At 71.9% G+C, this 24,600-nt stretch carries 21 protein-coding genes; 8 read left to right on the top strand and 13 right to left on the bottom strand.

The genetic code is table 11. The features are described from left to right. Positions 1-267 precede the first annotated feature (267 nt). Positions 268-1,296 (bottom strand): neutral zinc metallopeptidase, encoded by a 1,029-nt coding sequence (locus ACTOQ3_RS07895; protein ID WP_440082738.1) that lies wholly within the window; start codon positions 1,294-1,296, stop codon positions 268-270. 134 nt (positions 1,297-1,430) lie between these two features. Here ACTOQ3_RS07895 and ACTOQ3_RS07890 point away from each other — a divergent pair, with 134 nt between their 5' ends. After that, positions 1,431-3,251 carry a DUF2207 domain-containing protein gene (locus ACTOQ3_RS07890; RefSeq protein WP_440082737.1) on the top strand — a complete coding sequence of 607 codons (1,821 nt, stop codon included), beginning with the start codon at positions 1,431-1,433 and terminating at the stop codon, positions 3,249-3,251. Positions 3,252-3,278: 27 nt separating this feature from the next. Here the strand turns inward: ACTOQ3_RS07890 and ACTOQ3_RS07885 are convergent, their stop codons facing one another. Next, positions 3,279-4,220, bottom strand: coding sequence for an asparaginase (locus ACTOQ3_RS07885; RefSeq protein WP_440082736.1), 942 nt, complete (start codon positions 4,218-4,220; stop codon positions 3,279-3,281). Positions 4,221-4,277: 57 nt separating this feature from the next. On the opposite strand from ACTOQ3_RS07885, the gene dtd reads away from it, so the two are divergent. Then, positions 4,278-4,703 (top strand): D-aminoacyl-tRNA deacylase, encoded by a 426-nt coding sequence (gene dtd, locus ACTOQ3_RS07880; protein ID WP_344746920.1) that lies wholly within the window; start codon positions 4,278-4,280, stop codon positions 4,701-4,703. A 205-nt stretch (positions 4,704-4,908) separates the two neighbouring features. Here the strand turns inward: dtd and ygfZ are convergent, their stop codons facing one another. The 3 genes from ygfZ to ACTOQ3_RS07865 form a co-directional block, all read right to left on the bottom strand. Further along, complete coding sequence (gene ygfZ, locus ACTOQ3_RS07875) at positions 4,909-5,892, bottom strand: CAF17-like 4Fe-4S cluster assembly/insertion protein YgfZ (protein WP_440082735.1); 984 nt, start codon at positions 5,890-5,892, stop codon at positions 4,909-4,911. Positions 5,893-6,095: 203 nt separating this feature from the next. After that, positions 6,096-6,509: a Fur family transcriptional regulator gene (locus ACTOQ3_RS07870; RefSeq protein WP_440070433.1), complete on the bottom strand. Its 414-nt coding sequence runs from the start codon at positions 6,507-6,509 to the stop codon at positions 6,096-6,098. Positions 6,510-6,617: 108 nt separating this feature from the next. Further along, complete coding sequence (locus ACTOQ3_RS07865; protein WP_440082734.1) at positions 6,618-7,019, bottom strand: winged helix-turn-helix transcriptional regulator; 402 nt, start codon at positions 7,017-7,019, stop codon at positions 6,618-6,620. Between the two features lie 78 nt (positions 7,020-7,097). On the opposite strand from ACTOQ3_RS07865, the gene ACTOQ3_RS07860 reads away from it, so the two are divergent. Continuing rightward, positions 7,098-7,967 (top strand): NAD(P)H-binding protein, encoded by an 870-nt coding sequence (locus tag ACTOQ3_RS07860; RefSeq protein ID WP_440082733.1) that lies wholly within the window; start codon positions 7,098-7,100, stop codon positions 7,965-7,967. Positions 7,968-8,643: 676 nt separating this feature from the next. Here the strand turns inward: ACTOQ3_RS07860 and ACTOQ3_RS07855 are convergent. The 3 genes from ACTOQ3_RS07855 to ACTOQ3_RS07845 form a co-directional block, all read right to left on the bottom strand. Then, on the bottom strand, positions 8,644-9,579 hold the full coding sequence (locus tag ACTOQ3_RS07855; protein WP_440082732.1) for an NAD(P)-dependent oxidoreductase: 936 nt from the start codon (positions 9,577-9,579) through the stop codon (positions 8,644-8,646). A gap of 247 nt (positions 9,580-9,826) precedes the next feature. Then, positions 9,827-10,132 (bottom strand): DUF2470 domain-containing protein, encoded by a 306-nt coding sequence (locus ACTOQ3_RS07850; RefSeq protein WP_440082731.1) that lies wholly within the window; start codon positions 10,130-10,132, stop codon positions 9,827-9,829. A gap of 200 nt (positions 10,133-10,332) precedes the next feature. After that, a complete protein-coding gene (locus ACTOQ3_RS07845; protein ID WP_440082730.1) occupies positions 10,333-10,842 on the bottom strand; it encodes an FABP family protein in 510 nt (169 codons plus the stop codon). A gap of 67 nt (positions 10,843-10,909) precedes the next feature. Between ACTOQ3_RS07845 and ACTOQ3_RS07840 the strand changes: the two genes are divergently transcribed. After that, on the top strand, positions 10,910-11,272 hold the full coding sequence (locus ACTOQ3_RS07840) for a DsrE family protein (RefSeq protein ID WP_355622372.1): 363 nt from the start codon (positions 10,910-10,912) through the stop codon (positions 11,270-11,272). Between the two features lie 152 nt (positions 11,273-11,424). Here ACTOQ3_RS07840 and ACTOQ3_RS07835 read toward each other — a convergent pair whose 3' ends face one another. The 4 genes from ACTOQ3_RS07835 to ACTOQ3_RS07820 all read right to left on the bottom strand — a co-directional run bounded on the left by ACTOQ3_RS07835 (position 11,425) and on the right by ACTOQ3_RS07820 (position 18,967). Beyond that, complete coding sequence (locus ACTOQ3_RS07835; protein ID WP_440082729.1) at positions 11,425-12,141, bottom strand: type 1 glutamine amidotransferase; 717 nt, start codon at positions 12,139-12,141, stop codon at positions 11,425-11,427. After that, positions 12,131-13,417: a MurT ligase domain-containing protein gene (locus ACTOQ3_RS07830; protein WP_440070440.1), complete on the bottom strand. Its 1,287-nt coding sequence runs from the start codon at positions 13,415-13,417 to the stop codon at positions 12,131-12,133. The genes ACTOQ3_RS07835 and ACTOQ3_RS07830 overlap by 11 nt, the downstream gene beginning before the upstream one ends. A gap of 299 nt (positions 13,418-13,716) precedes the next feature. Then, the gene (locus ACTOQ3_RS07825) at positions 13,717-16,689 is read right to left on the bottom strand and encodes an ATP-binding protein (protein WP_440082728.1); all 2,973 of its coding nucleotides are present in this window, start codon (positions 16,687-16,689) and stop codon (positions 13,717-13,719) included. 334 nt (positions 16,690-17,023) lie between these two features. Beyond that, the gene (locus ACTOQ3_RS07820) at positions 17,024-18,967 is read right to left on the bottom strand and encodes a hypothetical protein (RefSeq protein WP_440082727.1); all 1,944 of its coding nucleotides are present in this window, start codon (positions 18,965-18,967) and stop codon (positions 17,024-17,026) included. A 176-nt stretch (positions 18,968-19,143) separates the two neighbouring features. On the opposite strand from ACTOQ3_RS07820, the gene ACTOQ3_RS07815 reads away from it, so the two are divergent. The 3 genes from ACTOQ3_RS07815 (at position 19,144) to ACTOQ3_RS07805 (ending at position 22,087) form a co-directional block, all read left to right on the top strand. After that, positions 19,144-19,791, top strand: coding sequence for a hypothetical protein (locus ACTOQ3_RS07815; protein ID WP_440082726.1), 648 nt, complete (start codon positions 19,144-19,146; stop codon positions 19,789-19,791). Continuing rightward, positions 19,788-20,534: a hypothetical protein gene (locus ACTOQ3_RS07810; RefSeq protein ID WP_440082725.1), complete on the top strand. Its 747-nt coding sequence runs from the start codon at positions 19,788-19,790 to the stop codon at positions 20,532-20,534. Before ACTOQ3_RS07815 ends, ACTOQ3_RS07810 begins: the two co-directional genes overlap by 4 nt. A gap of 776 nt (positions 20,535-21,310) precedes the next feature. Further along, positions 21,311-22,087, top strand: a complete 777-nt coding sequence (locus ACTOQ3_RS07805) for a hypothetical protein (protein WP_440082724.1) — start codon at positions 21,311-21,313, stop codon at positions 22,085-22,087. Here the strand turns inward: ACTOQ3_RS07805 and ACTOQ3_RS07800 are convergent. Further along, entirely contained in the window at positions 22,026-23,291 is a 1,266-nt protein-coding gene (locus ACTOQ3_RS07800) for a hypothetical protein (protein ID WP_440082723.1), read from the bottom strand. The two genes, ACTOQ3_RS07805 and ACTOQ3_RS07800, sit on opposite strands and share 62 nt — an antisense overlap. A 188-nt stretch (positions 23,292-23,479) precedes the next feature. Between ACTOQ3_RS07800 and ACTOQ3_RS07795 the strand changes: the two genes are divergently transcribed. After that, complete coding sequence (locus ACTOQ3_RS07795; protein ID WP_440082722.1) at positions 23,480-24,466, top strand: DsbA family protein; 987 nt, start codon at positions 23,480-23,482, stop codon at positions 24,464-24,466. The last annotated feature ends 134 nt before the right edge of the window (positions 24,467-24,600 follow it).

The following is a 24,600-nucleotide window of genomic DNA, read 5'->3' as shown; positions in this document are numbered from 1 at the left end:
CTACGTACGGGCGCGCGCATGCCACCTCGGGAAACGTCGGACTCCCGACATGATTGCAGATGTCCGCCGCCGACCGTGGCGACTCCGCCTCACGAACACGATCGGACCCGCGATTCCGGCCCGGCCCTCCCGGATCAGGGCGGCTCATCGACCACGACGGCATCGCTCGTCTGCGGCCGCTCCACCGGCTCGGAGCGGCACCGCCGGCCCGTGACGGTCCTGGCCCCGTCCCACCGGGGCCAGGCGGGGGAACGGGGCGAGGGTGGGTCAGCTCACATCGGAGGGGCCGACGGACCAGGTGTTGCAGTAGGCGATCCTGGCGTACTTCCATCCCTGGTGGAGCCAGGCGGCGTAGTGCTCACCGCTGCCGTGGTCGCGCCGGGGGTTGCCGTTCTGGTCGTCACCGCGCCCGAACTCCGTCCGCAGCACCTCCTGCCAGCGGGCGGCGGTGACGCCCAGCGGCTCCCGTACGGTGCGGACGAAGGCCCCGGCGAAGCACTGCGCCTGGAGCTCGTGACGGCGGGAGTGGGAGTCCTGGGCGGCCCGGGACTTGCTGGAGACCTCCCACCACCAGGCTCCGCCGATACCGGCCATGCTCTGCACGTGGTGCGCGTACTCGTGGGCGAGCACGGTCAGGTAGGGCACGTGGTTCCTGGCGGGGTCGACGTCGCCGCTCTGCTCGATCACATGGCTCAGGCCGATGTACATGCCCCGGTTGGACGGGCAGTAATAGGCGGAGGCGGAGTTGTCGGGATAGGTCCCGCAGGGGCCTCGTCCGGGACGGGACCAGTAGACCTTGCGCGCCGGGAGGAAGACCGCGCCGGCCTGGGAGAACTTCGCCGACCACGCCCGCTCCAGGCAGCCGGTGACGGCGTTGAGATAGGCCAGCATGTCGCGGGGCTGGGTCGAGGGCCGCGGGGCGCGGCAGGTGGTCCGGCGCATCAGGCCCGTGCCGTACAGCGGGTTGCGCTTGAGCCGGGCCGTGGTGTCCGAGCGCCGCATGTAGCGGAGGTCGACGGCCATGTTCCGCGCCGCGGCGACCGGCGCGATCTCGACGCCGCCCAGCGAGCCGAGGTCCAGCTTCTCCGGCGGGGTGAAGTCCGGCGTGGTGATCTCGGTGTCCCCCGTCTGCCGAGGGGGTGCGCCTCCCGTCGCCACCGGTGCGGTCCCGGGGCCGGCGGGGACCTCGGACTTCTCCTCACCGGCCAGACCGGCGATCACCACGACCGTGGCGAACGCCAGGGCGAGAACACCGAGTACGCCGAAGGCCAGCGGGTTCGACCCCCGTGGGCGCATGCGACCGCCTCTCCAAAGAGTGGATCTCCGGGCGGCAATCTAGCGGATATATACACATACGGGTTTATGAGCGGGAAAAAATGGATACGCGGTGGGCCATCACAGGCCGGTGGATCTCGCTAAGCTCCCGACACATGGCGGCATCTTTCTCGTACCGAGCGGCTTCCTCGCGCCGAGCGACTGCGCTGCGCAGGACGGCTTCCTCGCGCAGGACGGTCTTCCCACGTAGGACGGTTCTCTCCCGCCGAGCAGCCGGGAGCCTGGCCGCGACGGCCGTCCTCGCGCTGGCCCTCGGCGCGTCCCCTGCCCTCGCGTCCTCGGCACCGGCCGGGCAGAGCACCCGGCTCGCGCAGGTCGCACAGACCGGGCAGGTAGCACAGTCCGGGCAGGCCGGGCAGGTCACGCGGGCCGGCAAGGTGACGAGCACGACGGTCCAGCTGGAGCTCCGGCAGGACGGCGTGCTCCACGTCAAGGAGGAGGTCGTCTTCGAGGGTGACGCGCCGTCGCGCGACCTCGTCGACCGGACCCGCTACGACGACGGCAGCGACCGGCTCTACCGGGTCACCGGTCTCAAGGGCGACGCCACACTGACCGGCGAGACCATCACCCTGAAGGGCACCGGGAACGCCACCCTGGAGTACGACGTCCAGGGCGCCGTCACGCCGCTGGCCGACGCCCAGGAGCTGCGGTGGTACGCGGTGGGCGCCTGGTCCGTCCCCGTCGAGCAGGCCAAGGTCAGCGTGAGCGGGCCCGCCACGATGCAGAACCTGTCGTGCTTCGCCGGCCCCCTGAGCTCGGCGATCGCCTGCACCGAGGCCTCCATGGACCACACGGGCGTCACCGCCGAGTTCGGGCAGCAGGACCTCGGCGCCGGCGAGGTGCTCACCGTGGTCGTCGGCTACCCCACCGGTGCGACCAAGGGCGCGCCGATCCTGGAGCGCCGCTTCGAGCTGTCCAACGCCTTCACCCTGAACGCCGTCACCGGCGGCGCGCTGGCCGGCCTGCTGCTCCTGCTGCTCGGCGGCCTCGGCCTCCTCTACTGGACCCGGGGCCGCGACGCCCGCGTGGTCGGCCACGAGTCGGGCTCGCTCAGCGGTGTCGAGAACGGTCACTTCGCCCCGCCGGACGGCGTCCGCCCCGGCCAGATCGGCACCCTCATGGACGAGCAGGCCGACGTGATCGACGTGACCGCCACGATCGTCGACCTGGCCGTCCGGGGCTACCTCAGGATCGACGAGCAGCCCCGGCAGACGTACGAGACCCCCGACTGGAGGCTGGTACGGATGCCCGCCGCCCAGGTCGCCTCGCTGATGCCCTACGAGCGGGAGCTCTACGACGCCATCTTCGACGGCCACGACGCGGTGCTGCTGTCAGAGCTCAAGGGATCGTTCGGGACCAAGCTGGGCAAGGTCCGCGAGGCGCTCTACCGCGACGTGGTCACGCAGGGCTGGTTCGCCCGCCGCCCCGACACCGTCCGCACCCGCTGGACGACCATCGGCGTGGTCCTCACCGGGCTCGGCGTCCTCGCCACCGTCGCGCTGGCCTGGTTCACCACGTACGGGGTGCTCGGCCTGGCTCTGATCATCGCCGGTGCGGCCCTGGCCGTGGGCGGCCAGTACATGCCCGCCAAGACCGCGAAGGGCGCGGGTGCCCTCGCCCACACCCTTGGCTTCAGGGAGTATCTGGCCGGCGCCGACATCGGCGGGGACGTCCCGGTGGCCCAGCGGGTGGAGCTGTTCTCCCGCTACCTGCCCTACGCCGTGATCTTCGACAGCGTCGACCGCTGGGCCCGCGTGGTCTCCTCGGTCACCGGCAACGGCCAGCAGGCCGACCACCTGTACTGGTATCACGGCCCGGCTGAGTGGGACCTGTCCAGGTTCGCCGACTCGATGCGGACCTTCACCATGACCACCTCCGGGGCGATCTCCACCACCCGCCAGTTCCGCTCCCTGTGAGGACCGCCGTACGCGAATCCGCGGCGGCTACCGAACGCGGATCTCGCCCACCGGACGCCCCCCGCCGAGCAGGACCCCGGCGGCGAACTCGTCGAGCCCGGGGGCCTCGAAGCCGAGAGCGGTCAGGGCCGCGACGGTGACCGGGACCCGGGCACGCTGGCCGCCGTCCTCGATCTTGACGGTTCCCGAGCGGCCGTCGGTGAAGACGAAGGCGTCGAACGCCTCGGCTCCGGCCTTGACCAGCAGCCCGGGAACCGCCCGCATCAGCCGGGCCTCGGGGCGGGCGGTCCCCGACGTCCACTCGGGGTGGGCGCGGAAGGCGTCGGCGACACGGCGCTCCGGGGTGTCCGGGTCGGCCCGGACGAGGGCGCGGAACGCCCGCGTCACGCCCAGCATCGAGACGAAGAACAGCGGGGCGCCGCAACCGTCCACCCCGCTGGCGGCGACGCGCTCGCCGGTCAGCTCCTCGACCGTGGCGCGCACGGTCCGCTGCAGCGGATGCGCCGGATCGAGGTAGGTCTCCAGCGGCCAGCCGTTGACCGCGCAGGTGGCGAGCATCGCCGCGTGCTTGCCCGAGCAGTTCATGTAGACCCTGGCCCGCCTCCCTCCGGAGCGCAGCACCTCGTCGCGGGAGGCGACGTCCTCCGGCAGGTCCTCCGGGCAGCCGAGCGCGCTCTCGTCCAGCCCGGCCCCGGCCAGGATCCTCCGTACCCCGTCCACGTGGAACGGCTCCCCCGCGTGACTCGCGCACGCCAGCGCGAGCAGCTCCCCCTCCAGGGGGAGGCCGGCGCGGACCATGGCGAGCGCCTGCAGGGGCTTCATGGACGAGCGCGGCGAGACCAGCGCGTCCACCTCCCCGTGGACTCGCACCAGCGACCCGTCGGCGGCCACCGCGAGCATCCGCGCCCGATGGGTGGACTCCACGAAACCCGAGCGGACGACCTCGACCAACAATGACTCAGCAGACACCTTTGTCTCCTTTCGCCCGAAGTCTAGAGATGCCCGGGAGCACGGGATGATGGGGGCATGCGTGCGGTCGTACAGCGGGTGAGTTCCGCGTCGGTGGTGGTGGACGGCGTGACGGTCGGGGCGATCGACGAGCCGGGGCTGCTGGTCCTGGTCGGCGTGACCCACACCGACACGCGCGCCGAGGCGGCCAGGCTCGCCGCCAAGCTCTGGGGCCTGCGGATCCTCTCCGGCGAGAAGTCCTGCTCCGACATCGGCGCGCCCCTGCTGGTGGTCAGCCAGTTCACCCTGTACGGCGACACCCGCAAGGGACGCCGTCCCACCTGGCAGGCCGCCGCCCCGGGTCCGGTCGCCGAACCTCTGGTGGAGGCGGTCTGCGCCGAGCTGCGCGGGCTGGGCGCCCGCGTGGAGACAGGGGTGTTCGGTGCCGACATGAAGGTCGGACTGACCAACGACGGCCCGATCACCCTGGTTCTGGACATCTGACCGCCCGGGACCGTACGCACGCCCTGGGAAGGCTGAGCGGCCCGGGACCGTGACAGCGGCCATCCGGGCAGGCCGGACAGCCGGGAACGATGACGGCGGCATCCGGGCGGGCCGGAAGCGGCCCGCCCGGGACGCGACGCCGTCAGGTGTGAGCCGTCAGGCGCCGAGCGTCAGGTGTCGAGCGTCAGGTGTCGAGCGTCAGGTGTCAGCGGATGCGGCGGCGCAGGCTCGGGTCGATCTGGACGTTGCGCCCGGCGTCCGGCGGCACGATGACCTCCTGGGACGCGGCCACTCCCGCGGCCTCCAGCGTGGTGTCCACCGGCACGGTCCGCTTGACCACGGCCAGCGCGACCGGACCCAGCTCGTGATGGCGCGCCGAGCTTCCCACGAAACCGATCTCCGCGCCGTCGAGGGTCACCGGGGCGCCGTGCTTGGGCAGGGTGTCGACGCTGCCGTCCAGGTGCAGGAAGACCAGCCGGCGCGGCGGGTGGCCCAGGTTGTGCACGCGGGCCACGGTCTCCTGGCCCTTGTAGCAGCCCTTGTTGAGGTGGAGGGCCGTGCCGATCCAGCCCACCTCGTGCGGAATCGTCTTGTGGTCGGTCTCGAAGCCCAGGCGGGGGCGGTGCTCCTCGATCCGCAGCGCCTCGTACGCCCAGAGCCCGGCGAGCCTCAGCCCGAGATGCCCGGCCAGCAGGTCACGCGGGAGCAGGATGTCCCGCCCGACGGCGATGGCGCCCTCGGGCAGGTCGGGGTGCGCCTCCCCCGCCACGGAGACCACGGCGTAGCGATCCGTCACGTCGGCGACCTCGACCCTCAGCATGAACCGCATCTTGTCGAGGAACGCGGCCACCTCCGCGCCGGTGCCCGGCTCGACGTGGGCCCACACCGCCTCGCCGTCGTCGACGAGGACGAGGTGGTGCTCCACCCTGCCCTGGGCGTCCAGCAGCAGCGTCTCGGTGGGCCGGCCGGGTTGCAGGTCGTCGAGTTTCTGCGAGCTGAGGCTGTTGAGCCAGCTCAGACGGTCGGGACCGGAGATCCGGACGACCTCGCGGTTGCTCCGGTCGACCATCGCCTCCCCGGCGAGCAGCGCGCGCTGCTCGGCGAACGGGTCGCCGTAGTGTCCGGCGACGTCGGCGTCGGGGGTCTCAGCCGCGACCGCGCCGGGAGTGTCCAGCAGAGGGCTTCGCATGCACACAGCCTACGAGGCCCCGCCGACGAGGGCTGCGGCGACTCTTCCCCCGGCGGGTCCCGGGCCGTACGACGCACCTCGGCGGCTCGGCGGGACAGAAGCCGAAGCGTGTCTCCCGGCGACCCGGCGACGTACCCCGGCACCGGCCCCCCGGCCCCCCGGCGGCCCGGCGAACGTACTGCGGCGACGGCCTCCCCGGCGGCTCAGCGGCATTTGCGGCAGCGGCCGAAGACCGTCAGGTGGTGCACGTCGGTGAGGAACCCGAGCTTCTGGTCGAGGTTGGCGACGAAGTTCTCCACCAGGTCGGGGCTGACCTCGCTGATCTCCCCGCAGCCACGGCAGACCAGGTGCACATGATCGGCCTCGGCCGTCAGGTGGTAGGTGGGGGCGCCGTGCCCCAGATGGGAGTGGGTGACCATGCCGAGCTCCTCGAGGAGCTCAAGGGTCCGGTAGACGGTTGATATGTTCACCCCGCGCGCGGTCTCCCGCACCCGGGTGCAGATCTCCTCTGGAGTGGCGTGCTCGCAGGCCTTGACCGCCTCAAGCACCAGCTGGCGTTGCGGAGTGACCCGGTAACCGCGCGCCCGCAGTTCCTCATGCCACGACGTCTCGGTCATATCCAGAGTCTATGAGCATCGGGGCTCTCCTCGTCGTCCTACGGTCCGAGAGACCGGAGGCGGCGACCGGCCGCGCGACCCGCTTCGATGAGTCCAGGGAACACGCCCTCAGCGGGCCGTGACCCGCGTGGCGCGATCACGGCGGGCACGGGTGCGGGCGGCTTCGAGGTTGGGCTGGTGGTCGACGGCCCAGAGGCCCAGGGCGAGCACAGGCTCCAGGAAGGAGGATCCGAGATCGGTGAGCGCGTAGTCGACGCGCGGTGGCGCGCTCGGGTGCACGGTGCGGCTGATCAGCCCGTCCTCTTCGAGCCCGCGCAGCGTTCGCGTCAGCATGCGACGGCTGAGGCCCTCCACCGATCTGTCCAGCTCGTTGAAGCCGCGGGCGCCACGCGTCAGGATCGACAGGATCACGACGCTCCACTTGTCGCCAACCCTGCGCAGCACACTCGTCGCGGGGCAGTTCCGGTGATCGTCCATCGTGACGGGGACGGGGACGGGGACAGTGGACATGAATGTGCCTTCTTTCGGACTGTTCGCCTGCCGGCCAAGGATCAGGGTACGCACATCGACCTCCAAGGAGGATTCACCGTGATCGTTGTCAGCGGAGCGTCCGGGCAGCTCGGACGCCTCACCGTCGGGCACCTGCTCCAGCGGGTGGACGCCGCACGCGTCGTGGCCCTGTCCCGTACCCCGGACGACGTCGCCGATCTCGGAGTGGCCACCCGGTACGCCGACTTCGACGACCCCTCCGGCCTGCCCGGCGCGTTCGAGGGCGCGGAACGGCTGCTGATCATCAGCCTCGGCTCGTTCACCGGACCGGCCCAGGGGCATGTGAACGCCATCGACGCGGCGGCCAAGGCGGGCGTGGGCCATGTGATCTACACGTCGTTCGCCAGGGCGGGCGAGCCGGGCCAGCCCCAGGCGCTCATCCAGAACCACCGGGAGACCGAGCGGTTGCTGGCGGAGTCGAGGCTGACGTTCACGGCGCTGCGCTTCAACCAGTGGCCGGAGATGTGGAACCTTGTCGGCATACCCGCCGGCGCCGTCGCCACAGGGGTGCTGCCCAGCAACTCGGGTGACGGCCGCGTGGGGCACATCACCCGCGACGACAGCGCCGCCGTCGCCGCGGCCCTGCTTGCCAACGGCGGGTGCGAGGGGCAGTTCGTCGAGGTCACGGGCCCCGCGGCGGTGACGGACGCGGACGTCGCCGAAGCGCTTTCCCAGGTCACGGGCCGCCCGGTGCGCTGCGAACAGGTCACCGACGCCGAACTGGCCTCGACGCTGTCCGGACGCGGGCTGCCCGAGCAATACGTCCAGGGGTGGACGGGGCTGGGCGTGTACAAGCGCGAAGGCTGGTTCGACGTCACCACGCACGCCGTCGAACGCCTGGCCGGTCGCAGGCCCGCGACGATCGCCGACTACTTCGCCGCACACTCCGACGCCTTGCGCGCCGCCTGAAGATCATCTCTTGGCATGACGAAGGGCACCGGCCCATGAGCCGGTCGCACCCGGCGCCCTGAACGCAACCGACGTCATCGGCCCTCGTTCGGGAAGCCCCGACGGAGACGGAGCGGGTGCAAGCGTCTGCGCACCGGTCCCCTTTTGTTCCCGTCAGCCCTCATGGCTGGTCAGACGGCCGACTTCGGGCGACGGCGGGAGGCCGGGAAAATTCATTTGCCCCGGGGGCGTGGAGTTTCATAACGTACAGGCACGCCGAAAGGAGGTGGTCCGAACGATGGTTGATCATAGTTGGGCTAGCGAGGTGGCTGTCCGCTAGGACGCCGCGACCGGACTCTGTCCGGGCGTCTGGCGACGTTCGGCGAATCCACGACAATCACCGGAACCCCGGGCCGCCGGAGGCGGGCGATCCCGCCTGTAGTCCACCGGCCCTCCTGCCGAGCAGGGGGAAGTGGCCCGGGGTTCTTCCCTTTCCCGCGCCTTCCCTCTCGATCACCCCGCTTCCGCGAAGCCCCTTCCGGAAGCCGCCCCGCCGCGCGACCGCCTCTCCCTCACGGGACCGCGTCGCCTCACGGGTTTCACAAGGCACCACCTCCCCGCCGCGAGACCGGTCTCCCCCTCGCGGGACCGCTCACCTTCGCGCGACCGCCCCCTCGTCGCGAGGTCGCGCCGGCCGTCACTCCTGGAAGCCGGGGTTGGCGCAGTGCAGCGGGCGCTCGCCGCCGAGGACCCTGACGATGTCCTCACAGATCATCCGGGTGTGGTTGATCTCGGTGTCGTAGGTTCCGGAGCCCAGATGCGGGGTCAGCACCACGTTGTCCATGTCGGCGAGCGGGTGGGACGGGTCGAGCCACTCCCCGGTGAACCGGTCGAGGGCCGCTCCGCCGAGATGGCCCGCCTTCAGGGTTCCCACGAGCGCGTCCATGTCGTGCAGGGCCGCGTCCGCGGTGTTGACGAAGATCGATCCGGGCTTCATCGCGGCGAACTCCGCCGCCCCGACCGACAGGCCCGCGGACGCGGAGGCGTGCACGGAGACGACGTCGGCCTGGGCCAGCAGGACGTCGAGCCCGTACCGGTTCTCCGCCGCGTCGGGGTCGTGGACCATGACGCGCATGCCCAGCCCCTTCATCCGCCAGGCCAGCGCGCGGCCGACCACCCCGTAGCCGACCAGGCCGATGGTCCGGCCCGCGAGCTCCCACGCTCGGTACCGTCGGTAGGAGGCCATGCCCCGCCGGATCTCCCTGTCGCCGACCGCCACCCGGCGGGTCACCGCGAGGATCAGGGCGAGGGTGAGCTCGGCGATCGCGTCGGCGTCGCGTCCCGGGGCGCAGACGACGGGGATGCCCTTCGCCGTGGCGACCGGGAGGTCCACGTTCCCCGCCTCGCCACGGGCGCAGCCCACCACCAGCAGGGGAAGGTCCAGGACCGGACCGGCGACCTCGTCGGACTCGGTGATGAGGATGCGCGCGCCGGTGTCCACGAGCTGCCGGGCGAGCTCGGCCGCCGGGTGGGGACGGTGGTCGGCCGGGTCGTAGTGGACGTCGATCAGCTCTCTCAGGCGGTTCCACTCCTGGCCTCGCATCGGCGCCAGTACGAGTGCTCGTGGTTTCACCGCGCCCCCTTTTCAGGAAATTTTGGTATTTGGGAGCTTTCCACGAACGTCACGATCGGTCTCGACAGTGACCGGACCGTCATCAACCGGCCCACCGGCTCCTCCCGTTTCCCGTTTCCCGTTCGGGAAGGGGATCCCTGGCGAACGCCGGCCGGACGGCACGGCCGTTCCGGATCACCGCCTCCACCCGAATCCGGCCCGGCGCGGGCGGCGTGAAGAACGAAGGGAGAGAACGCGGATCCGCCGGTCAGTGCTCGCCGCGGGCGGGGACACCGAGGGCGGCGCAGGCGTCACGGTAGAGGCGGACGACCTCCGTGCGGACCTGGGCGCGCTCGGTCAGCGTGGTACTCCAGGGGACCCGGACCATGACGTCCCGCCCGCCGACCACGGCGGCGAACTCGATCGCCTCGGCGTCGACGCCGGTCGTCGTCGCGCCGGTGGCCTCGGGGTGCCCGCCGAGGCCCTTGCAGATCAGCAGCGCGTCATCGGCGTGGTCGTCGTTCATGTGGCGCTTGATCGCCTCGACCACGTCGGGGGTGAAGGGGGTGCTCATGCTCAGAGGGTAACCAGCGTCCCGCCCCACCCCGCCGCGGGCACCGGGCGAAGACCACGCCTCACCCGGTGTAGGAGACGAATCCCAGCCGGGGACGACCCCCCCGGGCGGGAACGGATCCCGGTCAGGAACGGAGCCCGGGCGGTGACGGACCTCGGCCGGGGACGAACGTCACCCGGCCCTGGGCGCGGGCGCGGACCTCACACCTCGTCGGGTACGAAGTCACCGACCCGCTTGAGCTCGGCGGAGATGTGGGACTGGAGCGGCTGCCCCATGGCGGCCATGTCGTACGCCCACATCAGGTTGCCGTTGACCAGCCCGTAGAGGCGGTGGCCCGCCGTGTACTCCTTGGCGGTCGCGGTTCGGGCCACCACGTCGGTCTGGAGCTCGATCTTGTTGAAGACCACCTCACCGACATAGATCTCCACGATGCCCGTGGGGTGGGACAGGCACACCTCAAGCTGGCGGCCCGGGAGCTGGCGCCAGAAACCGGTCTCGGTGCCCAGCGGCCGGACCTTGGCACCCGCCTCGTCGAGCAGCCAGGTGCGGCTGCTGTAGGTCAGGAACGGCTTGCCGTTGTGGCCGAAGACGATCTCCTGGCCGAAGTTGAAACTCTCGATCGTCGGATACCCCCCGACCCCGGCGCCTTCCCATCGGCCCACGAGGAAGGCGATCGGCTCAAGATCGGGATGCAGTTCGGGAACGTCCATGAAAACGAGCCTAGAGCCGCTCAGGTATGGTTCGCGCCGGTGACACCGGGCCGCATAGGCTTCGAGCATGGCACGATCACTGGTGATCAAGGTTACCGCAGGCGAAGACTCACCTGAGCGCTGCAATCAGGCGTTCACGGTGGCCGCGGCGGCGTTGGCGAGCGGGGTTCCCGTCTCGCTCTGGCTGACGGGCGAATCCGCCTGGTTCGCCCTTCCCGGCCGGGCGAAGGAGTTCACCCTCCCGCACGCGGCCCAGCTCGGGGACCTGCTCGACGCGGTGCTCGCGGGGGGCAGGGTGACCCTGTGCACGCAGTGCGCGGCCCGTCGGGACATCACGGTCGACGACGTGATCGAGGGCATCCGCATCGCGGGCGCCCCCACCTTCGTGGAAGAGGTGCTGGGCGAGGGCGTCCAGGCCCTCGTCTACTGAGACCGCCGGAACACCGCCCGCCCCGAGCCCGCGGCCGTCGGGCCACCGGCCGCCTGGCGAGGCCGGGCAGCCGGTCTCCCACGCCGGTGGGGCGCCACTGTCAGCAGGGCGCCTCCATCAGCGAGACGCCCCGTCGGCGAGGCGGCACCCGATCAGCGGGGCAGCACCGCGGCCAGACGCTCCTCGCGGAGCCGGTCGAACCAGGCGTCGTCGATCGGCGGCAGCTGGGCACCCACCGCCCAGGTGAGCAGCAGGTCGGCGAGGCCGTGGTTGCGGGCGAGCGCGGGACCGTGCAGGTAGGTACCGACGATCTTGCCGGTGTGGCAGCCCTCGGTGCCGTCGCCGTTGCCCGTACCGACCGCCGTACGCGCCAGCGGCCGGATCCCGGCCCCGAGCCGGGTGACGCCCATGTGGTTCTCGAAGCCGGTCAGCGTCGGGATGCCGAGCGCCGGGTCCGCCTCCCCCGCCAGCTCGCCGACGGCCCGGCCCTGGCCACGCCCGCTGGAGATGTCGATCAGGCCGATGCCGTCGACCGGCTGGCCCTCCTCGCCGCCGAACGTGGTGCCGATGATCTGGTAGCCCGCGCACACGGCCAGCAGGGCCGCGCCCCGCTGGATGGCCCGGTGCAGGCCGCCGTCGCGCCGGAGCCTTTCCGAGGCCAGGATCTGCGGCCGGTCCTCACCGCCGCCGATCAGGTAGATGTCGCCGCCCTCCGGGACCGGATCGGCCGAGCGCACGTGCACGGTCTCGACCGGGATGCCCCGGCGCTTGGCGCGCTGCTCCAGGACCAGGACATTGCCCTGGTCGCCGTACGTGCTCAGTAGGTCCGGATAGATCCAGACAAGGCGCAGGGCGCTGTCAGACTGCACGACCGAACTCCGATCGGATCTGCTGGAAGGCGGTGTAGTTGGCGATCACGTCGACCTTGCCCGGTGGTTGCGCGGCGAGCGCCTGCTCGAACGAGCCCGCCAGCTGGAACGGCACGTCAGCCACGTCCAGCCGGAGCGCGAGGTCGAGCCGCCGTTCACCGGCCACGAAGACCGGCCTGCCGCGCAGCACGCGGTAGTCGACGTCCCACAGCCACGAGGTGTCGCGGCCGTCGGGCCCCTGGGCGTTGACGGAGAGGATCACCGGAAGCGAGGAGTCGAGCACGTCGAACGCCTCCAGCCAGCCGGCCGGGTTCTTGGCGAGCAGTAGCCGGGCGTGCCGGCCGTCGCGTTCCACCGTGGTGTACCGGCCGGCGACCGACCTGACCTCGCGCAGCCGGGGAAGCGCCCGCTCGACGGGCAGGCCGAACACCTCGGCGGTGGCCAGCGCGATCGCCGCGTTGGCCCGGTTGGCGCGCCCGGGAAGCTGGATGTCGAGCACCCAGCGCTGCCCGCGCGGGTCGATCACCGCGTCGTCGTCGAGGATCCAGGACGGCTCGGGCCGCCGGAAGGTGCACTCGCGGCAGGCCCAGTCGTTCTCCCCCGACTTCGAGGGGGCACCGGCGCCGATGCTGCCGGGCGGGACGTACTCCATGCCCTTGCGGTCGAGGGGGCCGCCGCACTCGGGGCAGCACCAGGAGTCCTCCTTCCACGGCTGGCCCGCCGACACCCAGGTGACCGAGGCGGCCGTGGAGGCGCCCCAGGCGACCAGCGGGTCGTCGGCGTTGGCGATCACGTGGGTGTTCCTGCCGGCCAGCGCCCGCCGCCACTTCTGGGCGAGCAGCCAGATCTCGCCCGCCCGGTCCATCTGGTCGCGGCTGAGATTCATCAGGCAGATGACCCCGGCACCGGTGGTGTCGATCACCTCGGGCAGGTACTTCTCGTCGACCTCCAGCACGCCGTACGGGGCGTGCTTGGCCGACGACAGCGCCGAGACGTGCCCGGCGGGCATGTTGGCGCCGAAGGCGTTGGTGGCGACGTCGCCGAGCTCCGACAGCGCGGAGGTGATCAGGCGGGTCGTCGTGGTCTTGCCGTTGGTCGCGCTCACCAGCACGAGCTTGCGGTCGTGCGCGAGCTTGCGCAGCAGGTCGGGCTCCAGGACCAGGCTCACCCGGCCCCCGATCACCGATCCGTCTCCGCGCCCGGTGACCCGGGACAGGGTCGCGGCCGTCCGGCCGAGAGCGGTGGCGAGCTGCGCCCGCAGCGGAAGCTGAGTCATGCCGTCTCCTCGCTTGGCGACCCGTCGCGGGACGACCCGGCGGCCGACCGGCCCGGCCGCGGGACCGGAATCACCGAATCGTTCATGCCGCAGATCTTAGCCCTGCTTCGGCACCGTCACCCCCCGGCGGCACGTCACACGCGCCGCCCGGTGACGGTGAGGTACGCGAGCCCTCGGATCCGGTCGGAGAACACCGGAAAAGCTCATGGCGGAGTTCGGGGGAAGGCTCACGGCGATGCTCTGGCAAAGCTCGTGGAGCGAACCTTCCGCACACCGGGGACACCCCGGCCGAACCGCCCTCACTGCTCGGCGAAGGCGAGCTCCGCGGGCTCCGGCGAGTCGGCGTCGAAGGGCAGCACGAACCGGCGCGGCCACGACAGCACGCTCTCCAGCCAGCCCGCCCCCATGGTCTGGGACACGTGCCGGAGCCGGTCGGCCGGGTCGACGCCGATGGTGACCGTGAGGATGTCGCGCTCCACGCTCTCGCGCTCGTCGTCACCGAGGATCACCCGCCAGGCCAGCTCCCTGTTCCTGTCCACCTCCATGGACAGCGGGTGGTGGCGGAGTGCCTTGGCCCGGTGGCCGAGCAGCTCGGTGCCGCCCGCGGGACGGTTGAACAGGGCGTACTCCATGACCGGTGCGGAGCCGCGCGGGTTGGGCGCGGGCTGGCCGTGCGGGAAGAGCCTGTCCACCTCGTGCAGCCACCGCACCTGCGGGATGACCCAGGCGGGCCCCGGCCGCTCGCCGGGGTCACGGTCGGGACCGAGCAGCCTGGTCGCGATCGTGGCGACCTGCTCGGTCAGCTTGACCGGGTCGCTGACGGTACGCAGCGACCAGGCGCGGCGGCCCACGCAGCGTTCCACCGCCGTGGCCAGCAGGCACTCGCGCCGCCGCGGCGGGAGCTCCGCCCAGAGGTCGGCCAGCGCCCTGGGCACCCCGGGCACCGGCCGGTTGGTGCAGAACGCCAGCACCAGCGTGTCGGTCCAGATCCGCAGCCAGGCCCATTCGGACGCCCCGGCGAGCAGGTCCGCCTCGCGCAGCTCGACCAGCGTGCACGCCCGGCCGGTGCGGCACTCCTGCCCGCAGGCCGCCGACCGCCGGCCGCAGATGGGCGGCATGTGGCCGGGGACCGGGCGCTCGCGGTCCTCGCCCAGCGGTACCTGGATGCGCAGCGGCCGGTCCATGCCGTCGGCGAAGACAGCGGCGACGCCGGGCGGGAGCGAGACGACCTGCCGGGACTGCTCCTCGCTCAGGTTCGTCGCCGCGCCGACCAGCTGGCGGTCGTCCTCGGCGGGGAGCCGGTGGATGACCTTCAGCGCGGTGTTCTTCACCACGTCGGAGACCAGCTTCGTGGGGATCTGCTCGGCGACCACGATGCCCTCGCCGTACGCGCGGATCTCGGCGAGCATGCCCGCCAGGAGCTCGACGGCGTGCGTGCTGGCCCGCCCCGCGCCCCGGTCGCGCAGCAGCCGGTGCGCCTCCTCGATCACGATGACGTGCTTGAGCCCGCTGCTGCGTTCCTTCCTGGCCCGCATCCGCAGGTGCTCCACGATCCGGATGATCAAGGTGCCCATCAGGAACGCCTTGTCCTCGTCGTTGGCGACGTCCTCGATCGCGAGCACCACGTTGCGCTGGAGCAGGTCGCCGATGTCGGCGGGGTGCCCACCCTCGAAGAACCGGCCCGCGGAGCCGACCCGCAGCGACCGCAGCCGCAGCGAGATGAAGCCCTCCACGTCGGCCTGGACCTCCCGGCCGTAGCCGATCTCCTTGATCACGTCCATCGCGTGCTGCTGGAGCTGTTCGAGGGTCGGTACGGCGGGCCTGACCGCGGCGCCCGGGGCGGCCCAGCCGGTGACCACGTCCCAGCCGTTGGCCTCGTACACCCGCTGCAGGGCGAGCGACATGATCTGCGGGAACGGCTCCTCGGCGTCGAAGGCCGCCATGAACAGCGCACGGACCATGTCGATGTGGGCCTGCACCGGATAGCCGGGCTCGGGGGCGAGCGGGTTGACGCTGAACGGCACGCTCTCCGGGGCCGACGGGTTGATCACGGTCACCGGGGCGAGATGCTCGATCCGGCCGCCCATCGAGGCGTACTCGGACTTGGCCGGTTCGATGGCGAGCCACGGGATGCCCGCGCCGGTGAGCTGTTCCAGCAGGTGCCTGACGGTCTGGGACTTGCCGGAGCCGGTGGCGCCGGTGATGAACGCGTGCCGGTTGAGGGTGGCCAGCGGAACCTTGAACGAGCCGACCGGCCTGTCCTGGCCGTCGAGGATGGACCCGAGCTCGACGGTGAGCGCGCCGGGCACGTTGTCCGCCTCGCTGGTCACGTCGAAGAAGCCCGCGTCGAGGACCCGTACCCCCGGCACCTCCCGGTGCGGCAGCCCGGCGAGCGCGGCGAGCGCCCCCGCGGTGGCCGCGAACGGGGAGGCCGCGCCGTCCGCCGGATCCTGCAGGGTCGTGGCCAGCGCCTCGGCGAAGCCGTACACGGGGCCGGACAGCGCGCTGCGCAGGCGGTAGGGGTGGTGGCTCATCTCGGCGGAGCCGACGAGCACCGGGGCGATCTGGCGCAGTTCCTCGGGTCCGGCGGCCCCGGCGAGCACCCGGACGTTCCACAGCCCGGCCTCGCGGAAGGCGTCCAGCTCCTGCATGCGCCGCTCGGCCCGCTCGGCGTCGTAGCGGGAGCGCTCGGAGGCGTCACCGTACTGCCGCAGCACGTTGAGCTGGGTGCGCAGGTGCGCGACCTCGGCGTCGAGCAGGTCGGTCTGCTCGGCCACCACCAGCCAGGCGAACGGCCGGGACATGAGCGTGACCAGCGTGGACTCGAAGAGCGTGGGCCGCCTGATCTCGTCGGCGTCCGGCTCGCGGCGCCCGCCCAGCGGCGGGGCCTGCCGTCCCGGGCATACGGTCCAGGCGAGGTCGGACAGGTCGCGAAGCCACTCGTCGCCGATCCGGACACCACGGGCGCCACTGGGGAACAGCAGCGGCTCGGGACCGCCGGGGGCGTGCTCGGCCTCGGTGGCGGCCCTGCGGGGCGGGCGCGGCGGGGTGAGCGGCCCCGCGTTGGTGATCAGCTCCAGCGGGGCCCCGGACCCGCGCGAGAGCCAGCCGACCACGAAGGGCCGGTTGCGCTGGGCCGTGGAGAGCACGGCGGGCAGGACGGTGACGAAGTCCCACTCGGCGGAGGAGCTGCGCGAGGGTGCCGTGATCGCCTGGATTCTGTACCAGGGACCGGTCAGGGCAGTGGGCGGACGGGACACACTTGGCTGCATTTGGTCTCCACCCGGGGGACCCGGCTCCAGGCCGGAGGGTTGACGCTTCACGGATCGCTCCGTCGTACCGGCCGACGCATGATCGAGATCGAGATCGAGGGTAGGTCACCCCCGCGACCACGGTCGAACCTGACTCGGGGCTCGCACCCCGGCATTGACCATCCCATTACGAGATACGGACGGCTCGTTGACGCACCCGGTGAAAACGCCGCCGCTCGAACGGTCCTCGCCCGAGCCTCCCCCCTCCGGATCGGCGCCGCCCGGACCCGTACCGCCCGGACCTCCGCCCCCCGGGCCCGCATCACCCGGGCTCTCGTCGGCGTGGGCCGGGTTCTCATTGGCGGCGACGCCAGTCGAGCCTGGCCGGGGGCGGGCCGAGGTTGGGCGGCGCGTCCTCGAACGCGCTCGACGGGCGCGGCTCCGCCTTCCTCTCCTGGTGCACGTGGTCCAGCGCGGCTTCCTTGATCTCGTCGAACTCGCCCAGCGTCGTCTTGGGGAAGGTCAGTATGGCCGGGTTGGCATCGGCGAGACGGACCCTGCGGCCCTCGGCGGTGGCGTCGGTGACGATCACCGAGGTGGTGGGAAGCTGCTGGAGCTGGTGGGGCTCGACGAGGAACTCCCTGGAGCGGTGCAGCACCCGCTCGGTCTCCCCCATCGCCTTGGTCGCGCGACGGCCCCACTCGGTGGACTCGGTGATGTCCTCCTTGAGGTCCGTGTGGCTCACGTCGCGTTCCTCGTCGCCCTCCTCGGCCTGGCCGACCGTGGAGACGTAGCCGCCGTCCATCCCGGCTCCGGCGGCGCTGATCGTCTCGGTGAGCTGGGCGAGCTCCAGCCGGTGCTCGGTGCCGACGTGCTCGCTGGCCACCCGGGCGTCCTCGGCGTTGCCGAGCCGCATGAACGTCACCGCCGCGTGCCCGCGCCCGAGCCGCTCCCGCACGGTCGGGGTCAGCGACCGGTAGGTGAGCACGAGGCCGGTCCTGGAGGTCTCGCAGGCGTCCATCAGCCGGTCGAGCACGTCGCCGCGGAGCTTGTCCGCGCCCGCGACGATGATCGTGTGGTACCACGGCCGCTCGGAGGCGGGCGACTGGCGCAGGATGTGGGTGAGCGCGGTCGCCACGTACGTGCCCAGGACGCGGTTGCCGAACACGCCCGCCTGGCGGTCCATCGACACGACCCGCAGGCGCGCGGGCGGCAGGCGCACCGCCTCCGAGCCGAGGGTCTCCAGCTTGCGCAGCTGCGACTCCAGCGCCCACGCCCGCTCGATCACCACCCGGTCGCTGACGCCCCGGCCGAACAGCGTGCCGATCCGCTCCAGCTGGGTGGCGGTGATCAGGCCGAACCGCAGGTCCTCGCGGGGGTCGCCGACCTGGGCCAGGGCGCGCAGGGCGGCGGTGACCTGGTTGATCGTGGCGCTCTCGCCGAGGACCTCCAGGACCCGCTCCAGGATGGCGTTGTCGAACGACAGGTCCCTGGTCGAACGGTGCTCCTCGCTGACGCTCACGACGTGGGCGAGGACGTCGGCGAAGGCCTCCGGGGCGAGCGTCGCGCCCAGGTCGAGCCGGGGCAGGTCGACCGGCAGCACCCAGACCAGCGGGTCGTCGCCACCCCTGCGCGCGAGCTCGATCAGGTCCTTGGCGATCGCGCCCTCGGACAGGTCCAGCACGGTCAGGTGGCCGCCGCTGTAGAGGCGGGTCGCGCCGAGCAGGGTGATCAGCGCCGACCAGCCGGGCAGCGTGCCTCCGGCCACGTCGATCCGGTCGATCTCGTCGGGCACCGCCACCGCGTACCAGGTCAGCTGGCGGTCGTGGCGCTCCTTCTTCTCCGCCCACTCCCGGTAACGGGCGGCGTGCTCCTCCTGGGCGAGGAAGAGCTCCCTGTCACGTTCCTCCCGCAGCCGGTCACCGGCCACCTCGCGCTCCCTGATGCGGTGGCGCACCGCCCGGTCGCCCTGGTGGACGGCGTAGCTGCAGAACGCCGCGATGCCACCGGCGGCGATGACCCCGACGGCGGCGAACGACCAGCTGAGCATCTCGGTGAGGCCGAGGACGAGGATCAGCGTGGCGAGCGCGGCCATGAACCCTCGGACGATCTTGACCGGCCGGTTCAGGAGGTCTTCGTTGAGGCGTTCCCTGCGCACCCACTCGGGGTCGAGCGGCTCGGGAGGATTCTCGACGGGCGAGGGTCGCTTGGGAGCCGGACCCGGATCAGGGTGCAACAAGGCGTACTGCCAGCCCAGGTAGATCCGGTCCGCCTGGAGCTGCGCATGCTCTGGATGCACGTCCGCCACGGAACCTCCGCCATCGGGCTCATCGGAAGCCTCGGAGACAGCGTAAGAGTTCGACATCGTATTCGGGCAGCGTTCCCGTCAATCCGCTGTATTTTCCCCAGGTTCGCCAGGACTTAAGAGACAGATGAGTCGGATGAGACGGACGTCAGCGATTAACATCATTTCTCATGACTCCGCCTCCCGAGGGTCCCACCAGACGGCGCCCCATCGCGGTCCCGCTCGTCGCCCTGGTGACGGTCGCCGGTCTGGGAGTCACCGCCGCTCTCGGCGGCTTCGCCACGGCCCCCGACAAGCCTCCCAAGCGGCTCGGCCAGGGCTCGACCGTGGACCAGGAGCAGTTCACGACCACGTTCGTCGGGTCCCGCACCCTGAGCGAGCCCGGCCTGTTCGGCAGCCCGGCCAAGCGTTTCCTGGAGATCGAGTTCCGGGTCACCAACAAGGGCGACGAGACCGCGATCACGGGACTGCTCTACGAGGGCGGCCTGGCCGGCGGGTCCTTCGGTACGTCCCTGCTCAAGATAACCCCGGCGATAAAGGGCAAGTACGGCGCGTCGGTGTTCTCTCCCACCGGAGGAGGCGAGAGCACACAACTCCACCCGGCCCTGCCGACCAGCGTGGTGGTCAGGTACGAGCTGGAGGACAGGCAGCGGGCTCCCAAGCAGTTGACGATCGACGTCGGCAAGTACGAGTGGCGTGAGGGGATCACCTTGTCGCCGGGCTGGTTCCTGGTGACGGAGAACGACGCGGGCAAGGAGAAACCCGTGGTGACGGCCCAGGTCACGCTTCCCGTCGCGCAGAAGGGGACACGCTCGTGAACGCCTCTTCCCGTTCCCGGCCCGAGACCCGTTCCCAGCCCGAGACTCCTCCGCTGCCCGAGACTCGTCCTCGGCCCGAGAACCGCCCCCGGCCCGGTTCCCGCTCCCGCTCCGGGGCGCCCGCCCGCCGCAGAACCACCGCGCCGCCGAGCCGATGGCGCGCCGCCGGCGCCGTGCTGGCCGGGATCGCGCTGGCGGCATCGGCCGTGGGACTGCAGGCCTTCGGCTCGGGGATCGCCGACCATGACGCGCCCCTCACCTCGACCGGCGACATCAACGAGGAGGTCACCGGCTCCCGGATCTCCGCGCGGGTCAAGGCGGTGCACGCGGCCAAGGCCATCGCGGCCAAGAACGCCGGCGGCGAGCAGAAACGGGTGACCGCCAAGGGGGTCTTCATCATCGTCGAGGTGGGCGCCACGGCGACCTGGGAGCCGCAGCAGCTGGGGCCTCCCCGGCTGCTGACGGGCGGCGGGCACCGTTACGTGGCCTCCGACAGGGTGGACCAGATGTCGACCATCACCCATCCCTACATCCAGCCGGGCTGGTGGACCGAGGGCGTGACGGTCTTCGAGATCCCGCCCGGGGAGCTCCCGGACTCGCGGATCCTGCTCGCCCCCTCATCCGGTTTCATCGTCGAGCCGAACGGACCCGAGATCGAGATAGACCTGGGTCTGGACGAGGCGGCCGCGCGACGGCTGACCTCCACCGCGAAGGACGTCTACGAGTTGGCGAGCAGGAACTGATGGGGACGCCGCACCGGGGAGGTCCCGAGGACGAGCAGGGCCGCGACTGGTTCGCCTCGCGGGAGGAACGGCTCGCGCGGGAGGAACGGTCCGCGGGCGGGCCCCGGCCCGCGGGGGAGAACGGGCCGGCGGGGGAGAACGGGCCCGCCTCGGAGGGGCATCCCTCGACGCCGTCTCACGATCCCTACCGAGGCAGCCCCTGGCCCGCCACCCTCGGCACCTGGCCGGCACCCCCCGGCACCCCCGGTGAGCGTCCGACACCACCCGGCCAGATGCCCCCCGGCCAGATGCCTCCCGGCGCTGCCGGCGAGCGCCCGACGCCGCCAGGACCGATGTCTCCCGGCGTTCCGGGTGCTCCCGGCGTCCCCGGTGCTCCCCTCAGGCACCCGGCACCGCCCGGTCTCGACGACGACGCGCCCACGCGACCTCGCGGACGTCACGCGGAACCTCCCGCGGCCCACCGGCCGCGTACCGGACAGAATCCGGAACGGCCCGCGCTTCCCCGGGCCCGGCGGCTGAACCCGCCCGAGCCCGGGAACCGCCATGCCGGGCAGGGGTTCCCCGATCCGGCACAGCCGGCCCCCGCACCCCGGTCTCGGCCCGCCGCGTCACCGGCGCCTCCCACCCCGGCCCCGGGTCTCCCCGCCGTACCTCCCACCCCGGCCAGGAGCCGCCCCACCCCGCCTCAGCGCCGGCAACCTCCGGGCGGGGGCCAGTGGACGCCCGGCCCTCCGCGGACGTTCCCGGACGAGCAGGTCTGGCCCCCGAGGCCGCCCGTGGAAGAGCCGGCGGAAGAACCGGAGGGAGCCTCGACCCAGCCGTTCCCCTCCGTCACCGGGTCCCCGCCGCCCAGGCCCTCCACCACCGGAACCGGGACGGCGGCGGCGATGCCCGCGGCCGCCCCCGCCGCACCCACCGACGCGCCGCCCGGGGAACGCCCGCCGCAGGAGACCGCGGCGGCCACGGAGGAGACCCCGCCGACGAGGAGGCGCCGTACGGTGCTGCGGGCCGGCGCGGCGATCGTGCTCGTGGGCCTCGGCATCGCGGTCTCCACGTGGAACGGTTACACCGTCTACAGGACCGGCAACCCCGCCGACAGGATCTACACCGTCGCGGCGGGGGGTGCCATGACGCTGATGCACGTGTCGTGGAAGTCCTCGGTCGAGCAGGTGGACAGCCTGCCCGGCCAGAAGCCCCTCCCCGCCGACCGCCAGTGGCTGAAGATCAAGGTGACGAGAACCGCGCTGGACGCCGAGGGCATCAGCCTGCGCGGTGAACCCCAGGTCGAGGTCAGGCACTCCGACGGCCGCGTGTGGAAGGTCCTCCCCGAGAGCGACGACGTCCCGGACGAGGCCAAGGACCACAAGATCGGTGCCGCCTACTCCTACAACATGGTCGCCGTGGTGCCCAGGAAACTGGCCGGGCAGGTCGAGGTCCACGTCCGCCCCGCCACGTACGACGTCGTGGAGGACGAGTCCGTGAAGGACATCTTCAAGAAGGCCGCGGAGCAGAAGGACCCTGTTCAGGATCAGGTGCTGCGCTTCCGGCGGTGAGCGTCTCCCCCGCCTCACGACTGCGGGTGGCCGCGATGTCGAACGTGGCCGCCAGCAGGCAGACGGTCAGCGTCAGCACCACCATCTCCCTGACGAAGGACACCGGCCCGGCCAGCGCCATCCAGACGAACGGATCCTCGTTTCCGATCAGCATCCGCACGCCCCGGTCCGCGTAGTCGGTGACCACCCTGATCCCGACATAACCGAGGCAGAAGAGACCGAACAGCGCGGGACCGCCCCGGACGGCGAGCCGGAAGGCGTTCACCGGGGGAACCCAGCGCTCCTGGAACCCGGCCGTGGCACGGGTCATCGTGGTCTGGGTGAGGGTGTGCGTCCGCTCCATCCGGGTGGCCACGTTGTCGAGCCTGGTTCCCCGTACGACGGCCCGGGTGTCCTCGGCGAAGGCCCCGTAGACGAGCGAGGCGACCGTCAGCCAGGTGAGCGGCACGACCAGACCGTCGATCATGTGGGGCCAGACGTCCCCGACCGCGTCCCAGAAGGCCTTCCACCACGGCATGGCCTCACCCGCCTCCTCGGCCCAGTCCTTGGCCGCCGCCACGACGACCCGGTCGTCCAGCCATTCCGCCCGCGCGTCGGCGAAGGCGAACAGGGCGTTGATGCTGTAGAAGGCGAAGGCCAGCTCGAAGAAGGTCGCGAACACGCCGCTGCCCCTGACCTTGCCGTTGACGTGCCACCAGCTGAACAGTGTCTTGAGCAGGTACGCGACCACGGCGACCCCCAGGGAGACCCGCACGTCCAGAGTGGAGAGCCCGGTGCCGCCCTCCACCTCCTGCCCCGCGAGACTCGCCGCGAAGTCCTGGTCGACCCGCCTGGCGGTGTCGACGGCGATGAACTCCCTGGCGTCCGCGTTCTGGAAGCTCCAGGCGAGATAGATGGTGGCGAAGGCCAGCGTGGCACGGTTCAGCGCGCCGAACATGCTCTCGTCCGCCTCGCCGCCCTCCCGCCGCGCCCGGATCTCCCGAAGCGCCCCGCGCACCGAGTGCAGCATGCCGACCATGATCACGAGCTCGTTCAACACGATCAACGTGAAGACGAACATCGTGATGACGAGCCGTACCTGCAGGTAGTCGCCGTGGGAGACCTCGCTGGCGGCCACCATCAGCAGCCCTCGGACCACCCTGCCGGCCGAGAACCAGAGGATCAGCGACAGGGCGCAGGCGCCGAAGATCCTGAGCGTGTGCATGGGCAGCGAGGCCGCGGAAAGGGATGCGGACCTCCGGCCGACTGCCGGCGACTGTGCGGGCATAACAGGCGTTTCAGGCACCCGACGCATGCTAACGACTCCCCTGACAGAGCGCAGCCCGACCGGCGAGGCCGGTGGGCCCACCGAATAAACGACCGGCCCCGTTTGTTGCAGCGGCAATGAAGCGCATGGAAGTCTGGGCCGACATGGCCTGCGCGTGGGCCTACATCGGCAGGCGACGTCTGGAGCAGGCGGAACTCGGCGAGGACGTGGAGATCGTCTGGCGCCCGTACGTCATCGACCCGATGGCTCCGGTGCCGTCGGAGCCGCTGGAGGAGGAGCTGCGCGACCCGGTCGCCGAGGGCGCCCTGCGAGCCCTCCACCCGGCCCCGCTCTCGGCCGGGGAGCGGGCCGGTGACGGCGGGCGGCCGCGGGGCGCCGTGTGGCGGGCGAACACGTTCGACGCCCACCGGGTGATCGCCCTCGCCCACCGGCGGGGCGGTGCCGCGCTCCAGGGCGCGGTCGTGGAGCGGATCCTGCGTGCCCACTTCGTCGAGGGCTCCGACATCGGGGACCGCGCCACCCTGGTGGCGCTCGCCGCCGAGGCCGGTCTGGACGGCATGGCCGAGGCGCTCGACCGCGGTGACGGCGCGGACGAGGTCCGCTCCGAGCTGCTGCGCGGCAAGGCCGAGGGCATCGCCACCTCGCCGACCTTCGCGGTCGGCGACACGGTGGTCTCCGGCGCGCAGCCGGCCGAGGTCCTCGCCGAACTGGTACGGGACGCCGCTCCCCGGCGGGCACTCCCCGACGAGGTCAGGTGGCTGCGCCAGGCCGAGGCGCTGATGGACGCCCGGGATCCCCTCGGCGCGTTGTGGACGCTGCGTCCGCTGCTGGCCGATCACGGCGACGACCCCGCCGTCCGGCTGCTGGCGGCCCGCGCCTACTTCGGCTCGGCTCAGCTCGGCCGGGCGGGGGAGACGCTGGAGGCGCTTCTGGAGCGCACCCCCGGTGACCACTACGCCCGGTTCCTGCTCGGCCGGACCCTCGAACGCGCCAACCGTCTCCCCGAGGCCCTGCCCCACCTGCGCCTGGCGGCGGCCATGTCCCCGGAGCCCGACTACGTCGATGCCCTCGATCGTGTCGAGAACCGGCTGGCGGACCGTCTCACGGTCTGACGTGAGAGGGCGGAGACACCGCTCCGCCCTCTCGGGAACGGCGAGCTCCGAAACGGCGAACCGCGGAACGAGCGAACCCTCAGGACCGGCGGACCTTCAGGGTCGGCGGGCTTCCGGCGCGGTCGGCACGTCCG

The sequence above is a fragment of the Streptosporangium sp. LJ11 genome, assembly GCF_051918945.1.
Classification (GTDB): domain Bacteria; phylum Actinomycetota; class Actinomycetes; order Streptosporangiales; family Streptosporangiaceae; genus Streptosporangium.
Note: the sequence above shows the minus strand (reverse complement) of the source record. Positions and strands in the feature narration are given on the sequence as shown.

Excerpts from the sequence above, each read along its gene's own strand:
- ACTOQ3_RS07895 (WP_440082738.1), bottom strand. The coding sequence starts at position 1,296 with ATGCGCCCACGGGGGTCGAACCCGCTGGCCTTCGGCGTACTCGGTGTT.
- ACTOQ3_RS07890 (WP_440082737.1), top strand. The coding sequence starts at position 1,431 with ATGGCGGCATCTTTCTCGTACCGAGCGGCTTCCTCGCGCCGAGCGACT.
- dtd (WP_344746920.1), top strand. The coding sequence starts at position 4,278 with ATGCGTGCGGTCGTACAGCGGGTGAGTTCCGCGTCGGTGGTGGTGGAC.
- ygfZ (WP_440082735.1), bottom strand. The coding sequence starts at position 5,892 with ATGCGAAGCCCTCTGCTGGACACTCCCGGCGCGGTCGCGGCTGAGACC.
- ACTOQ3_RS07870 (WP_440070433.1), bottom strand. The coding sequence starts at position 6,509 with ATGACCGAGACGTCGTGGCATGAGGAACTGCGGGCGCGCGGTTACCGG.
- ACTOQ3_RS07865 (WP_440082734.1), bottom strand. The coding sequence starts at position 7,019 with ATGTCCACTGTCCCCGTCCCCGTCCCCGTCACGATGGACGATCACCGG.
- ACTOQ3_RS07850 (WP_440082731.1), bottom strand. The coding sequence starts at position 10,132 with ATGAGCACCCCCTTCACCCCCGACGTGGTCGAGGCGATCAAGCGCCAC.
- ACTOQ3_RS07845 (WP_440082730.1), bottom strand. The coding sequence starts at position 10,842 with ATGGACGTTCCCGAACTGCATCCCGATCTTGAGCCGATCGCCTTCCTC.
- ACTOQ3_RS07840 (WP_355622372.1), top strand. The coding sequence starts at position 10,910 with ATGGCACGATCACTGGTGATCAAGGTTACCGCAGGCGAAGACTCACCT.
- ACTOQ3_RS07830 (WP_440070440.1), bottom strand. The coding sequence starts at position 13,417 with ATGACTCAGCTTCCGCTGCGGGCGCAGCTCGCCACCGCTCTCGGCCGG.
- ACTOQ3_RS07825 (WP_440082728.1), bottom strand. The coding sequence starts at position 16,689 with ATGCAGCCAAGTGTGTCCCGTCCGCCCACTGCCCTGACCGGTCCCTGG.
- ACTOQ3_RS07815 (WP_440082726.1), top strand. The coding sequence starts at position 19,144 with ATGACTCCGCCTCCCGAGGGTCCCACCAGACGGCGCCCCATCGCGGTC.
- ACTOQ3_RS07800 (WP_440082723.1), bottom strand. The coding sequence starts at position 23,291 with ATGCACACGCTCAGGATCTTCGGCGCCTGCGCCCTGTCGCTGATCCTC.
- ACTOQ3_RS07795 (WP_440082722.1), top strand. The coding sequence starts at position 23,480 with ATGGAAGTCTGGGCCGACATGGCCTGCGCGTGGGCCTACATCGGCAGG.